Source organism: Mycolicibacterium holsaticum DSM 44478 = JCM 12374 (genome assembly GCF_019645835.1).
Taxonomy (GTDB): domain Bacteria; phylum Actinomycetota; class Actinomycetes; order Mycobacteriales; family Mycobacteriaceae; genus Mycobacterium; species Mycobacterium holsaticum.
On the sequence record NZ_CP080998.1, the window covers coordinates 742366 to 755309 of the forward strand.

The 12944-nt window shown below is 66.3% G+C and carries 13 protein-coding genes, 1 tRNA gene and 1 pseudogene; 6 read left to right on the plus strand and 9 right to left on the minus strand.

Translation table 11 applies throughout. From position 1 onward, the window contains the following. Positions 1 to 5: 5 nt before the first annotated feature. Entirely contained in the window at positions 6 to 1325 is a 1320-nt protein-coding gene (locus tag K3U96_RS03655) for an acyltransferase (protein WP_220692109.1), read from the plus strand. Here the strand turns inward: K3U96_RS03655 and K3U96_RS03660 are convergent. Both K3U96_RS03660 and K3U96_RS03665 read right to left on the minus strand, forming a co-directional pair. Then, complete coding sequence (locus K3U96_RS03660; protein ID WP_220692110.1) at positions 1322 to 3868, minus strand: ABC transporter permease; 2547 nt, start codon at positions 3866 to 3868, stop codon at positions 1322 to 1324. The genes K3U96_RS03655 and K3U96_RS03660 overlap by 4 nt on opposite strands. Further along, positions 3868 to 4563: an ABC transporter ATP-binding protein gene (locus K3U96_RS03665; protein WP_220692111.1), complete on the minus strand. Its 696-nt coding sequence runs from the start codon at positions 4561 to 4563 to the stop codon at positions 3868 to 3870. The genes K3U96_RS03660 and K3U96_RS03665 overlap by 1 nt, the downstream gene beginning before the upstream one ends. Positions 4564 to 4838: 275 nt before the next feature. On the opposite strand from K3U96_RS03665, the gene K3U96_RS03670 reads away from it, so the two are divergent. Beyond that, positions 4839 to 4914, plus strand: a tRNA-Thr gene (locus tag K3U96_RS03670). Between the two features lie 85 nt (positions 4915 to 4999). Further along, positions 5000 to 5305 (plus strand): annotated as a pseudogene (locus K3U96_RS03675) (HNH endonuclease). A gap of 82 nt (positions 5306 to 5387) precedes the next feature. Here K3U96_RS03675 and K3U96_RS03680 read toward each other — a convergent pair. Beyond that, entirely contained in the window at positions 5388 to 6206 is an 819-nt protein-coding gene (locus K3U96_RS03680) for a hypothetical protein (protein WP_069405318.1), read from the minus strand. A gap of 93 nt (positions 6207 to 6299) precedes the next feature. Between K3U96_RS03680 and K3U96_RS03685 the strand changes: the two genes are divergently transcribed. From K3U96_RS03685 to K3U96_RS03695, 3 genes are all read left to right on the plus strand, one after another. Further along, complete coding sequence (locus K3U96_RS03685) at positions 6300 to 7019, plus strand: response regulator transcription factor (protein WP_069405317.1); 720 nt, start codon at positions 6300 to 6302, stop codon at positions 7017 to 7019. Between the two features lie 11 nt (positions 7020 to 7030). Further along, positions 7031 to 8494, plus strand: coding sequence for a sensor histidine kinase (locus K3U96_RS03690; RefSeq protein ID WP_271035564.1), 1464 nt, complete (start codon positions 7031 to 7033; stop codon positions 8492 to 8494). A 484-nt stretch (positions 8495 to 8978) separates the two neighbouring features. Then, positions 8979 to 9182 carry a hypothetical protein gene (locus K3U96_RS03695; RefSeq protein WP_220692113.1) on the plus strand — a complete coding sequence of 68 codons (204 nt, stop codon included), beginning with the start codon at positions 8979 to 8981 and terminating at the stop codon, positions 9180 to 9182. Between the two features lie 3 nt (positions 9183 to 9185). On the opposite strand, the gene K3U96_RS03700 is transcribed toward K3U96_RS03695, so the two are convergent. The 6 genes from K3U96_RS03700 to K3U96_RS03725 all read right to left on the minus strand — a co-directional run bounded on the left by K3U96_RS03700 (position 9186) and on the right by K3U96_RS03725 (position 12941). After that, complete coding sequence (locus K3U96_RS03700; protein WP_069405315.1) at positions 9186 to 9590, minus strand: HIT family protein; 405 nt, start codon at positions 9588 to 9590, stop codon at positions 9186 to 9188. 34 nt (positions 9591 to 9624) lie between these two features. Continuing rightward, on the minus strand, positions 9625 to 10527 hold the full coding sequence (locus K3U96_RS03705) for an SDR family NAD(P)-dependent oxidoreductase (protein WP_220693383.1): 903 nt from the start codon (positions 10525 to 10527) through the stop codon (positions 9625 to 9627). Further along, the gene (locus tag K3U96_RS03710) at positions 10523 to 10954 is read right to left on the minus strand and encodes a nuclear transport factor 2 family protein (protein WP_220692114.1); all 432 of its coding nucleotides are present in this window, start codon (positions 10952 to 10954) and stop codon (positions 10523 to 10525) included. The genes K3U96_RS03705 and K3U96_RS03710 overlap by 5 nt, the downstream gene beginning before the upstream one ends. Positions 10955 to 10959: 5 nt before the next feature. Then, the gene (locus K3U96_RS03715) at positions 10960 to 12087 is read right to left on the minus strand and encodes an NDMA-dependent alcohol dehydrogenase (RefSeq protein ID WP_069405314.1); all 1128 of its coding nucleotides are present in this window, start codon (positions 12085 to 12087) and stop codon (positions 10960 to 10962) included. Positions 12088 to 12177: 90 nt separating this feature from the next. Beyond that, entirely contained in the window at positions 12178 to 12723 is a 546-nt protein-coding gene (locus K3U96_RS03720; RefSeq protein WP_220692115.1) for a nuclear transport factor 2 family protein, read from the minus strand. A 2-nt stretch (positions 12724 to 12725) separates the two neighbouring features. Next, on the minus strand, positions 12726 to 12941 hold the full coding sequence (locus K3U96_RS03725) for a ferredoxin (RefSeq protein ID WP_069405312.1): 216 nt from the start codon (positions 12939 to 12941) through the stop codon (positions 12726 to 12728). Positions 12942 to 12944: the final 3 nt, after the last annotated feature.

Consider the following 12944-nt stretch of genomic DNA (forward strand, 5'->3'; position numbering starts at 1 on the left):
CCAGCGTGTCGACCCAGCTGATCAAACCCTCGCATGCGCAACGGCTCGAAATCCGCTGCAATGTCGGCGATGCCATCGTCGCGAACCTGGCGAGCCACTTCGTCTTCTTCTTCGAGCGGCATCTGGACGACAGGGCACTTGCTCATGCATTCGCCCACGCGCTCACCAAGGTTCCGGTATTCGCCGGGCGGATGGCGTTGGTCGACGGCCGGATGCGCATTCGGTGTGAAGGGCAGGGCGTGCCCTTCACGACGGCGTCGTCGACCCATACGCTCGGTGAGGCGATCCGTTCGGCATCCCAGGACGACGGAGGCTGGCTCATCGACCCGGTGAACGGTCCCATCGCTCGCTGGGGTGCTGGCCCGCTGTGCAAGGTTCGTGTCACGCACCTGACCGACGATGCGACCGCGATCGGCTTCTCCTGGCACCACGTCATCGGGGACATGCAGACGTTGATGATCTTCATGAACACCTGGGCCGCGGCGGCGGCCGACGAGCCGGCGGCAGAACCGCTCATCGTCGAGGACCGCGCTGCCTACCTCGACGAGCACTTGCCAGCCGATGGCGCCCGCGCACCGGGTGTGCGTTGTCTGGGCCTCGCGGAACTGCTCCGCAGCGGGCTGTACCTGGCCAACGCTGCACGAAAGCAGCGCACCGTGAGCTTTTACTTCGGGGACGACGAAATCATGCGCATGCGTGGCGCCTACGGAACCCGAATGCCTCTGTCGCGCAACGACGTTGTGTGCGCCCATGTCTGCGAAGCGATCATGGCGGCCGACCCCGCGGTGGCGCGGCGCACTCTGGCGATCCCGGTGAACGCCCGGGTTCGGTGCGGGCTCGATCCGATGCTGGTCGGCAACATCATCACGACGCTGAACGTGGACCTGCGGCGCGCAGAGCCTGCCGGCGCGACCGCCGAACGCATTCGCGACAGCGTGAATCACTTCGCCGATCAGCACTGCGATATGCGCATCAACCAACGGTTCCTGGACACCGTTGGGCGGTGGCGTGCGGCGCGGTGTGTGTCCACCGCGTTCGACCCGGCTCGCTGGAATCCGCTCGTCACCAACCTGAGCGGCTTCGGTCTTTACCGTCTCCAGTTCGAAGGCGCCTTCGTGTCGTACTGCACGGTGTTGATGAAGGTGCCCGTCGCGGGCCTGGGTGTCCTGATGGAGGGCGCAGGTGAGCGCGGGTTGATCTTCCAGATGGCGTTGCCGCCCAGGGAGTTCCAGGTACTGTCCAGTGCCGAAGTCTACGAGCACATGCACCGGTTCCGGCGCGCAGACGATGACATACCGCGAATGCACCGCGAGGTGCACGCCTAACCGGTTCGCAACACCTCGACCGTCTCCAGTCGCCGCGCGTGGATTACGGGGTACGCCGCTGCCGCAAGGACGAGCGCGAACACCGCGACGACACCGGTGCGCAGCGGTGACTGCAGCACGCCCCAATCGATCTTGATGCCGTAATAGACCGGTGAGCCCAGCGACCAGAGGTAGGTGAGCCCGATTCCGCCAAGCACCGCCAGGCCGGCGACCAGCACGCCGAGCAGGCCGGCGTTGGCGATGATCACGGCCTGCTCCTGGCCTGCGGTCACCCCGATCGCTCGCAACGCGGCCCGTTCGCGCTTACGTTGCACAAGCCCGAGCACGAACACGTTCAGCAGGCTCAGACCGGCAGCCGCCATGACCACGTAACCGCCGATGGTGAACGGCCGCAAGAATCGGGTGATCCCGGCCGTGGCCTCCAAACGCCACTGCTCGTCGTCATAGACCCACAATCCGGCATCCAGGTCGACGAAGTCGGCGCGGTGGGTGGCCGCGTCCGCCGGTGACGGGTACGCCACCGCGACCTGGTCGCGCCCGGCGGCCCAATCGGTGCGCGCCAGCGTGTCGGAGACCAACACGATGTCACCGACGGCGGCGTCGTTGACCATCCGGGGGGTAAAGAGGCCTGCCACCCGGTATTGCTGGGGCCCTTGCACTGTCGGCAGCGTCACGGTGTCACCCGCCGCAACGCCGAGCCGGCCGGCGGCAATCTCGCTCAGACCGATGTCCCCGCCGCGCAGGTCCGCCCAGAACCGGTCAGCTCCAGCGGTCGGCGCATACACGCCCTGGCTGTACCAGTCGCCGGGTGAAACGCCGACGACCAAGCGCGACGACGTCCCTGAGGAGATCATCGATCGCCAGCGGGTGGACACGCTGCGTCCTTCGGCGGCGCGGGCCACCGCCTCGAACGTGGTATCGGAAAGCCGACCGTCGCGCTGATCGAGCACGGACTGCGCGCTGATCAACAAAGCGGCGGGCAGCAGTTCGCCCTTCTGAGCGGCGATCTGGTCGGTGCCAAGCAGTTGCATGCTGTGCGCGCCGATGGCGAAGCTGGTGCCCTCGGCCAACAGCGCGGCGGAGAATGCGAACAGCAGTGTGTAGCGCCGAAAGTCGGCCCCCAGCAAGCGTGCGACCGCAGGACGCACCGCCGTCAGCGCCTCGATCAACACCCTGGCAGCGCGCGGAGCGATCCACACCGAGGCCAATACCAAGCCGCACAGGCCCAACGTCATGCCGTTGATGCCCACGTTGAGCGGCAGGCGGCCCCGCTCGAAGACCTGCAACACGACGAACGAACCCGCGAGCATGGCCGCGCCGGCGATTAGCGGCCACACCGGGACGGTTCTGGCCCGCTGCACTCCGCCGACGCTGGACATCGACGCCAGCGGCCCGTCCCGGACCAGCCTGACCGCCGGTCCCGTCATCGCGAGCACTCCGCAGATGATCCCCGCGCCGGCGCCGAGCGCGACCAGGCCCGGGGTGAAGTGCGCGGTGATGGTACCCCCGGAGCCCGCCAGCATCGATTTTCCGAACGTGTCGACCAGATACGTTCCGAGCAGGAAACCGCTTGGGATGCCCAGTAATCCGCCCAACATGCCTACCACGGCACCTTCGCAGAGCATCCCGGCGAACAACCCGAGGGGTTTGGCACCGATGGCGCCGATGGTTCCCATCACCGCGCGCCGGTCCTCGACGGCCAGCAGGATGGTGTTCACCGCGATGAGGATGCCGATGATGATGCCGGCCGCCGCGGTGAGGTTGAAGCTCTGCGTGGCGTTTTCGAACACCGCGGGAAGGTGCGGCCGCGGCGGGCCGGCCGTTGCTACGCCGGCGATGACGCGTTCCACATCCGTTGTGACGTCGGCGATGTCGCTGCGGGACTTCGGCAGTACGAACGCGGCCGTGGCGTAACCGGGAGTGGAGAGCAGGTTCGCGGCAAGTTCCGCCGAAGGCGCCAACAGCACATAGCCGTCGTTGATGCCCGCGACCCGGTCGAATTCGGGGAACGTCGAGCCCAAGTACGCCGACGCGGCGGGCAGCCCGGGAATGTGCACCTCGTCGCCGGGTGCCAGGCCGTGTCGTTCGGCGATGACCGCCGGAATCTGCAGTGGCACACCGGGTCCGTCCGCGGGCTTTTCGTTGCGGGCGCGCTGCTCGCAGTCGAACGGGCCGACGAGCAACTCGATCTGGCATGACCCGCCGAGGAGAAAGAAGCCACGGCTGTCCCCCGCGACGTCCACGGGCGTCAGGGCGGCGACGACCGGGATGACCGCGTCCGCGCCCGTGACTTCGGCCTTCAGCCGGTTGACCGTCTCGATCGGCAACCGGCCACTCACGTTCGGGGTGACCTCGAGCACGCCCTTGTCGGCGGCGTGGGTGAGCGCCGGACCGAACGAGTCGAATGGCCGGGCGAGTTCGGCTTTGAGAATCAGCACCCCGAGGACCACGGTCACGCCCAGTGCGACGCCGATCACGCTGAGCAGGGTGCGGCGCCAGTCGGCGATCAGCGCGGCGAGGTGGACCCGCCGGAAAGTAAGCATCACTGCTCTGCGGCGGGCATACCCGCGTGCGCGCGTCCGTCGACGAGGTGCAGTTCGCGGGAGCCGTAGCTGGCGGCGACCCGGTCGTGGGTCACCACGACCACCGCCGCGCCGTCTTCGTCGGACAGCCTGCGCATCAGCTCCAGCACCTCGGTCGAGGAATGGCTGTCCAGGTTTCCGGTCGGTTCGTCGGCGAGGACCAGCGACGGCCGGGCCACCAGCGCGCGCGCCACCGCGACCCTCTGCAGTTGTCCGCCCGACAGCTCGGCTGGCAGGTGCCGGGCCCGGTCGGCGAGACCGACCCGCTCCAGCAACTCCTCGGCGCGTGCGTCGGCGGTGCGGGCAGACATCCCGTCGAGCACCAGCGGCAACGACACGTTCTGCACGGCGGTCAGCATCGGGACCAGATTGAAGAACTGGAACACGAATCCGAGGTTGCGCCGCCGGAATGCGGCGCGCGCCGCGGTGCTCGTCGACCACACGTTCTGTCCGCTCACCGCCACGGTGCCGCGGTCGGGTGCGTCCAGCCCGCCGGCGATGTGAAGGAGGGTGGACTTGCCGGCGCCCGACGGCCCGGTGACGACGACGAATTCGCCTGATTGCACCGTGAAGTCGAAGTCGACGAGCACGCGCACCAGCTCGTCGCCCCTGCGGTAGGTCTTGTCGACACCCTCGAGCTGCAGTACGGCTGGCACGTCGTTGATCGTCGCCCGCGCCCGTGGCGACGAGCGCAGTAGCGCACTACTGCAAAGCCGCCCTGGCCGGCGCCGTACTACCTAGAAGCTCAGTACGACTGCCCGTTGGCGTAGCGTTGTCGGCGGAAGTAGCGCCCCTTGCGATCGTCACCCCAACAGTTACCAATTAGTCGTACTTCCACCACCTAGCCTCCCTACGTAGGCTCTTCGCCGCGATGGTGCTCCAGCCGCCAGTTATCGCCTCGTCGTAGTATGGCCATGGTTTTATCGAGCCAGCCGCGTTAGCTCAGTTGGTAGAGCATCGCCCTTGTAAGGCGAATGTCGAGAGTTCGAGTCTCTCACGCGGCTCCATTATTGTCGGCCCTCGAGGTTAGCGTCTCGCTATGTCGATGACCTGCCTCGGTCGCGGCCTCGGTGTAAAGGTCGTCAACAAAAAGTGTTCTGCCCCAACGCATGCCAGCAGTCATATCGTCGACGACTACCAAGGGAACTACGTTCGGGATTTCCTACATGAACAGCAGGGAGGGAGTTGTGCAATCTGCGGAATCAAGGGGGAGTGGAATGGCTCGCCCCTTGCGCTGATCATCGACCATATCGATGGCGACGCAACTAACAACCGTCGTAACAACCTGCGGCTCGTTTGTCCCAACTGTGACAGCCAATTGCCGACGTACAAGGCGAGAATCGCGGTAGTGGTCGTTATTACCGACGACAGCGGTATGCCGACGGACAGTCCTACTGACGCGCTCACGCTGACAGAGAGCCGGGTTGTCGGTTCGGAGAACTCCGCTCTCTGTCAAGAGCCTCGAAGCGGACATCGCGGGTCACTCCTCGGCCTCGATGATGCGCTGTGACGTCACGGTCCGCGACGTCGAGCGGGCCCGTGGCCGGCGGCCCGGTATCGGGATGCGGTCGGCGATGTTGCTCAGCGGGTTGACCACCTGCGCCAGCGTGATGACGGCCTCGTGCAGCGCGTCGATCGTCGGTGCCAGTGCCTCGAGCCCGGGTGCCAAGCGGTTCAGGGTGTCGGCGACGTCGGCCAGCTTCAGCAGTGGCCCGTCCGGGTCGGTCAACGTGTCGAGCAGCCCGTCTTCGGCAAGCAGGCGATCGGCCACCCCGTCCTCGCGCAGCACCCGCTCGATCAGCCCGTCGTTGGCCAGCAACTGGTCCGCCAGCCCACCCGGGGCGATGACCCGCGACAGCGCGCCGTCCTCGGTGGTCATCCGGTCGATCAAACCGTCCTCGGAGGCGATCTGGTCCACCAGCCCGCCCGGCGCCAGCGCCCTGCTGACCGCGCCGTTCTCGGCGGTCAGCCGGTCCAGCAGGCCGCCCTCCTCGGTGAGCTGATCGACCAGCCCGCCCGGGCGCAGCAGCCGGTCGATCGGGCCGTTGGGCCGCAGCGCGCGGCCGAGGGGCGCATCGTCGTCCATCAGCCTGGCCAGCCGGTTCGCCCGTTCCACCGCGTCGTCGAGGCCCAGCATGTGCGCCACCGAGGCGTTGCGCGAGGCCGTGTTCGCTTCACCCAGTGAACGCTGCGCCATGCCGAGCGCGCCGCTGGCCATGGAAATCCCTGCGTCGGCCATCGCGAGCCCGACCCGCACCGGGGCCGTCGCCAGGTCCGTCACGGCTTTGCCGAGGTTCATCGCACCAGTCTATGGACCCCGCAATACCAAACTCACAGGAACTTCACAGCGTCCATGCAGGATGATTGCAAGGGAAGCGACGACAGTGGCGGAATGGCTATGCCTGCATCATCAGAAACGATCCCAGAAGCAAAGGTGCTCGTTGTCGACGATGAGACCAATATCGTCGATCTTCTCTCCGTGAGCCTGAAGTTCCAAGGATTCGAGGTCCACACGGCCTCGAACGGTCCCGCCGCGCTGGACGCCGCACGTGAGGTACGGCCGGACGCCGTCATCCTCGACGTGATGATGCCCGGCATGGACGGGTTCGGGCTGCTGCGGCGGCTGCGCGCCGACGGCATCGACGCACCCGCGCTGTTCCTGACGGCCCGCGACTCGCTACAGGACAAGATCGCCGGGCTGACCCTCGGCGGCGACGACTACGTCACCAAACCGTTCAGCCTGGAAGAGGTGGTCGCGCGCCTGCGGGTCATCCTGCGCCGAACCGGCCGCGGCGTCGAGGAGCCGCGCAGTTCGCGGCTGTCCTTCGCCGACATCGACCTCGACGAGGACACCCACGAGGTGTGGAAGGCCGGCGAGCCGGTATCGCTGTCGCCGACGGAGTTCACCCTGCTGCGGTACTTCATGATCAACGCGGGCACGGTGTTGTCCAAGCCCAAGATCCTCGACCACGTCTGGCGCTATGACTTCGGCGGCGACGTCAACGTCGTCGAGTCCTACGTCTCCTACCTGCGCCGCAAGATCGACACCGGAGACAAACGCCTGCTGCACACGTTGCGCGGCGTCGGATACGTGCTTCGAGAACCTCGGTAGTGCGCAAAGGCGTGCCGCTGCGAGTCGGGTTGGTCGCCGCCACCCTGCTGCTGGTAGCGCTCGGGCTGCTCGCCTCCGGTGTCGCGGTGACGTCGATACTGCGGCACAGCCTGAGCAGCCGGGTGGATCAGGAACTGCTCGACGCCTCCGGCAGCTGGGCGCAAGTCCCGCGCCGCACGCCGGTCGTCCCGACGGAGGGACCCAACCCCGCCCGTCCACCGTCGAACTTCTACGTGCGCGGCGTCGACGCCGACGGCCGCATCTGGATGGCGGTCAACGACCGCCAGGCCGAACCGGCGTTGCCCGACGACAACGACGTGGGCCCGGTTCCGGTCACCATCGGTTCGATCGGTGACTCCGATGTGGCGTGGCGGGCGATGACCGTGCGCGGACCCGGCGGTGAGCTCATCACCGTCGCGATCGACCTGTCCGACGTGCAGACGACCGTGCGGGCCCTGGTGTATGCCCAGATCGGCATCGGGCTGGCGGTGCTGCTGGTGCTCGGCGTCGCCGGCTATGCCGTGGTGCATCGCAGCCTGCGCCCGTTGGTGGAGGTGGAACAGACCGCCGCGGCGATCGCCGCAGGGCAGTTCGACCGCCGCATACCCGAACGTGATTCGCGCACCGAGGTCGGCCGACTTTCGTTGGCGCTCAACGGAATGCTCACCCAGATCCAGCGCGCCTTGGCGGCCTCGGAATCTTCGGCCGAGCAGGCCCGCAGTTCTGAGGACCGGATGCGACGTTTCATCACCGACGCCAGCCACGAGCTGCGCACCCCGCTGACCACCATCCGCGGCTTCGCCGAGTTGTATCGCCAGGGCGCCGCCCGTGACATCGAGATGCTGATGAGCCGCATCGAAAGCGAGTCGAGCCGGATGGGGCTGCTCGTGGAGGATCTGTTGCTTCTCGCCCGGCTCGACGCCCAGCGACCCCTGGACCGGCGCCGCGTCGACCTGCTGGCGCTGGCCACCGACGCCGTGCACGATGCCCGTTCCATCGCCCCGCAGCGCGACATCACCGTGGAGGTGTTCGACGGTCCGGGCACTCCCGAAGTGCTCGGCGACGAGCCTCGACTGCGCCAGGTGATCGGGAACCTGATGGCCAACGCACTGCAACACACGCCTGGGTCCGCCAAGGTCACCGTGCGGGTGGGCACCGCGGGCGACAGCGCGGTGCTGGAGGTGTGTGACAGGGGCCCCGGCATGAGTGCCGACGACGCCCATCGGGTCTTCGAGCGGTTCTACCGCGCCGACTCGTCACGGGCCAGGGCCAGCGGCGGGACCGGGCTGGGGTTGTCGATCGTGGACTCGCTGGTGCGCGCGCATTGCGGCACCGTCGCGGTCACCACCGCGACCGGGGAAGGTAGCCGGTTCCGGGTCACGCTGCCGCGGATCACCGATGATGCGGAGTTTCTTGCCAATGATGTTGAAAACCAGGGGAATTGGACTACCCCTGCGGAGCGCGGGGAAAGTTAACGTTGCCGTGGCCGGAGCTGAGCCCGCCGAACGACGCGCCCGGGCGATACGATGGATGTTCGCATTGCTATCTATCTCAGCAATGCACTCTGTATTAGGCACCACAGCTCAACCAGTGTCCAGCGCTGTACAGCTAATAATATTGACTAACTGAACGTGTTGCAGTTTTCGTAAGGATAGTTTCTGTTTGAAGGAGTTGCGTCGGGGCCAAATATTTGCCATACGGCCGCAGGCCTCTGGTTACACAGCGCATTTGCAGATTGAAAGAATTGCTCTCCGCAAAGCCCTGCGCCGCGAATCAACATGCTTCGCTTCGCTTTTGAGGGACTTTCGCCATTTCTTCGGTACCTTCTGCGTGTCGAAGACCGCATACGACTGACGGAGCGTGACAGGGTTGAGCCGCACCAGGCCAATCAGCGATGAGCCGGCTGACGCCGCTGGGAATTACTGCGACTGTGGTAAGCCGGCACGCGCCATCAGGGTGTTGACCGACTACGACTTCGAGGTCGCCGTGGGCGCGGCGGCGCAGGACGCGGTCTGGAAAACGCAGCATCCGCTCACCCACCACCTGGCAGAGGACGACCCGCGCCGGACGAAATACCTGCGCGAGTACCAGTCATCGGTGGGCCGACAGGTTCTTGCTGCGATCGCGCGCCTGACGACCATCGACTTGTGCAGGCGCTCTTGATTCTCAGGACAATTCGGCCAGCGCGGCTTTGATCCTGGCCTGCGCATCGTCGAGCGATTCGGGCGACGGATTCCGGTCGACATGGGCGAACCCGAAGTCGGTCAGGTTGTACGCCGGGAACACGTGCACGTGCAGATGCGGCACTTCCAGCCCCGCGATGATGACACCGGCCCGCTGGGCGCCGAACGCCTTGCACACGGCCTTGCCGATCAACTGGGAGACCTCCATCACCCGGCCGAAGACCGCGGGCTCGATCTCCTGCCAGTGATCGATCTCCGCGCGCGGTACCACGAGGGTGTGGCCCTGTGTCATCGGTTCGATCGTCAGGAACGCGACGATGTCGTCGTCCTCGTAGACGAACCTGCCGGGCAGTTCTCCGTTGATGATCTTGGTGAAGATCGTTGCCATGGCCCTGAGCATAGTGAGGGTGCGTGCCGACGTCTCAGCCTCGCGCGCTATCCCTGCAAATATGGGCGTGGAGTTCGTCGACCGTCCACGGCGGTGAGTCCCGATGGTCGCGGTAGGCGACGATCGCCGGTGTCGGCCGGTCGAAGCGGCCGACGAAACCGCCTGCGGCGATGAAGATCTGCCCCGTCACATCCTTGGCCAGGTCGCTGGCCAGGTAGGCGTAGGTGGGCGCCACATACTCCGGTGGCGGGGCATCCAGCGCGGCCTGCGTGCTGGTGTCGTCCAGCATTCCGCGCCGGTTGAGCGTCTCGATGTGCGCCTGGTACTCCGGCCCCGTCGACAACCGGGTCTTGGCGCCGGGGCAGACCACGTTCGCGCGGACCCCGTGTTCCCTCAGCTCGGCGGCCAGGGCCATCGTCAACGCGTTGACGCCGCCCTTGCCCGCCGGATATCCGGTCCCGCCGTAGTCCCCGAGGAACGCGAAGGAGCTGGTGTTGACGATGGCCCCGCCGCCCTGGGCCACCATCAGCGGAGCCGCGGCCCGGCATGTCTCGAACACCGTGCCGAGATGCGCGTCGATCAGTTCGCGGAACTGTGCGCTGGTGACGTTGAGGATCGACTCGGCGGCCAGGCCCGCGGTGCCCGCGCAGTTGACGAGCATGTCGATGCGGCCGAACTCGCTCACGCACGTGTCGATCAACGCGTCGGCGACGTCGGGTTCGGCGGGGGAGCCCGCCAGCCCCACCGCATTCGGGATGCGTTGGGCAGCTTCGGATACCGCGTCGGCGTCGCGTGCGTTGACCACCACGCCGGCGCCCTGTTCGGCGAGCAGTTCGGCGACCGCGAGCCCGACACCTCGCGAGCCGCCGACGACGACGGCGCCGCGGCCGGCCTGGGGGCGCCTCCCGCCCGAAGGGCAGCGGGACGGCGCGCTAATTGCCTTCGCCCACCTGGCCGAACTGCATCGCGTCCATGTTCCAGTAGCCACGCAGGTTGGTCAGCAGGCCGTCGTCGTTGACCTTGTAGGTGAACACACCGCGCACCGTGCTCGTCATACCGTTCTCGAACTTGCTGCGCAGCACCAGGATATGAGCGATCTCGGCGGGCGAACTCGACGGGAACGTCTCCTCGCAGGTGATGCGCAGGTCGTTGCCGGCGATGTTGGCGTCGAAGAAGGCCGCAACGGCCTCCTTCCCGCGGATCCCGGTCCCGTCGGGGTTGGTGATGGCCTGCCCGATCGGGTCCTCGATGACGACGTCGTCGGCCATCAGGCCCAACCAGCCCGCTTTGTCGTGGGCGTGCACGCAGCGCCAGGAGCTCTGTGACGCGGCCAACGCCGGTGTCTGCGCGACGGTTTCGGTCATGCCGGTCACCGATCGTCGTCGGTGTAACGGATGACGCCGCGGATGTTGCGGCCCTCCAGCATGTCCTGGTAGCCCTCGTTGATCTGCTCCAGCTTGTACTGGCGGGTGATCATGTCGTCGAGGTTGAGCTTGCCCGCCTTGTACATCGACAGCAGCTGCGGAATGTCGTAGTGCGGGTTGCCGCCACCGAAAATGGTGCCCTGCAGGTTCTTCTGCATCAGCGTCAGCATCGCCAGGTTCAGCGTGACCTGGGTGTCGAGCAGGCTGCCGATCGCGGTGGCCACGCAGGTGCCGCCCTTGGCGGTGATGTTCATGTAGTTGTCGATGTCTGCGCCGTGCAGTTCACCGACGGTGACGATCACCTTGTGCGCCATCAGGCCCATCGTGACCTCGGCCATGCCCATCATCGCCGTCTCGATATCCGGATAGACGTGCGTCGCACCGAATTTCAGCGCCTGATCGCGCTTCCACTCGACCGGGTCGATGACGAAGATGTACCGGGCGCCCGCGGCGACGGCGCCCTGCAGCGCCGACATGCCCACCCCGCCGACGCCGACGACGGCGACGTCCTGGCCGGGCCGGATGTCCGCGGTGCGGGTGGCCGAGCCGTACCCCGTGGTGACGCCGCAACCGACCAGGCAGGCCACCTCGAACGGGATCGACGGGTCGATCTTCACCACCGAGGACTTGTGCACGACCATGTAGGGCGAAAAGGTGCCAAGCAGCGTCATCGGGAAGACGTTCTGGCCCTTGGCCTGAATCCGGAACGTGTTGTCGGATACCGCAGCGCCGTTGAGCAGGCCGGCGCCCAGATCGCATAGGTTGCGCATCCCCGCCTGACACGACGGACAGGTGCCACAGGACGGGATGAACGACAGCACCACGTGATCACCGGGGGCGAGGTCGTCGACGCCGGGCCCGACCTCGGTGACGATGCCGGCGCCCTCGTGGCCGCCGAGCACGGGGAACCCGCCCATCGGGATGCCGCCGGTGACCAGGTGATGGTCGGAGTGGCACATCCCCGACGCTTCCATCTGGATCTTGACTTCATCCTTGACGGGGTCACCGATCTCGATCTCCTCGATCGACCACGGCTGGTTGAACTCCCAGATGAGCGCGCCTTTTGTCTTCATCCCTACGTGCCTTCCGTTTGAGCTTGTGACCACAGACTAGAGCCATTAGTTAGGTACGTCACAGGCACCCCCAATCAACTGCTTGGCCGGTCACCAGAGCGGTACGGGTGCCTGTCCCAGCGGGTAGTAGCCCGGCAACTTCTCCCCGGCCAGCGCCCGCTCGATGCGCTTTTGCATGCCTTCGGAAAGGTCGCCCGACTCGATCAGCTTGCCGTACATGTAGGCCACGTGGCCGAAGTCGAAGAAGTCGCGCTGCCACTCGATCTTCAGGTTGGCGTCGAGGCGGAACCAGCTACCGCCGATGCCGTAGATCTCACCCGTGGTGCCGTCCGACTTGTTCACGATCTGCTTCCAGAAGCCGACGATCTCCCCGAGCTTGTCATCGATCAGCACCCGCTGATACTCGTAGACCCAGTTCTCCAGGCCCTGCATCTCCAAGCCGAGGGCGACGTCGCGGATTTCGTCGCGACCGACGCACATCACGTCCTCCTTGGGGCCGATGTTCCAGCCGTAGGTGGCGTCGTCGGTGAAGAAATCGGCCAACCCCTTCCAGTCGCCTTTGCGTTCGGCCTCGCGGTTGGCTTCCAGCCACTGCTCGACCCATTCTTCGAGTTGCTCACGCGGCAATGACGGCATTGTCAGTCTCCTGTTTCTTTGATGGACAAAGCTTGGGTGGGGCACTGCATGACGGCTTCCTCGACCTGCGCGCGCAGGTCGTCGGGCGGTTCGGGGTTGAGGATCTGTACCTTGCCGCGTTTGGGCACCGTGAAGACGTCGGGTGCCTCCAGTTCGCACATCGCGTGGCCCTGGCACAGGTCCAGGTCGACAGTGACTTTGAAGCCTCGAGAACCCATCGC

Excerpts from the sequence above, each read along its gene's own strand:
- K3U96_RS03660 (WP_220692110.1), bottom strand. The coding sequence starts at position 3,868 with ATGCTTACTTTCCGGCGGGTCCACCTCGCCGCGCTGATCGCCGACTGG.
- K3U96_RS03680 (WP_069405318.1), bottom strand. The coding sequence starts at position 6,206 with ATGAACCTCGGCAAAGCCGTGACGGACCTGGCGACGGCCCCGGTGCGG.
- K3U96_RS03685 (WP_069405317.1), top strand. The coding sequence starts at position 6,300 with ATGGCTATGCCTGCATCATCAGAAACGATCCCAGAAGCAAAGGTGCTC.
- K3U96_RS03700 (WP_069405315.1), bottom strand. The coding sequence starts at position 9,590 with ATGGCAACGATCTTCACCAAGATCATCAACGGAGAACTGCCCGGCAGG.
- K3U96_RS03710 (WP_220692114.1), bottom strand. The coding sequence starts at position 10,954 with ATGACCGAAACCGTCGCGCAGACACCGGCGTTGGCCGCGTCACAGAGC.
- K3U96_RS03715 (WP_069405314.1), bottom strand. The coding sequence starts at position 12,087 with ATGAAGACAAAAGGCGCGCTCATCTGGGAGTTCAACCAGCCGTGGTCG.
- K3U96_RS03720 (WP_220692115.1), bottom strand. The coding sequence starts at position 12,723 with ATGCCGTCATTGCCGCGTGAGCAACTCGAAGAATGGGTCGAGCAGTGG.
- K3U96_RS03725 (WP_069405312.1), bottom strand. The coding sequence starts at position 12,941 with ATGGGTTCTCGAGGCTTCAAAGTCACTGTCGACCTGGACCTGTGCCAG.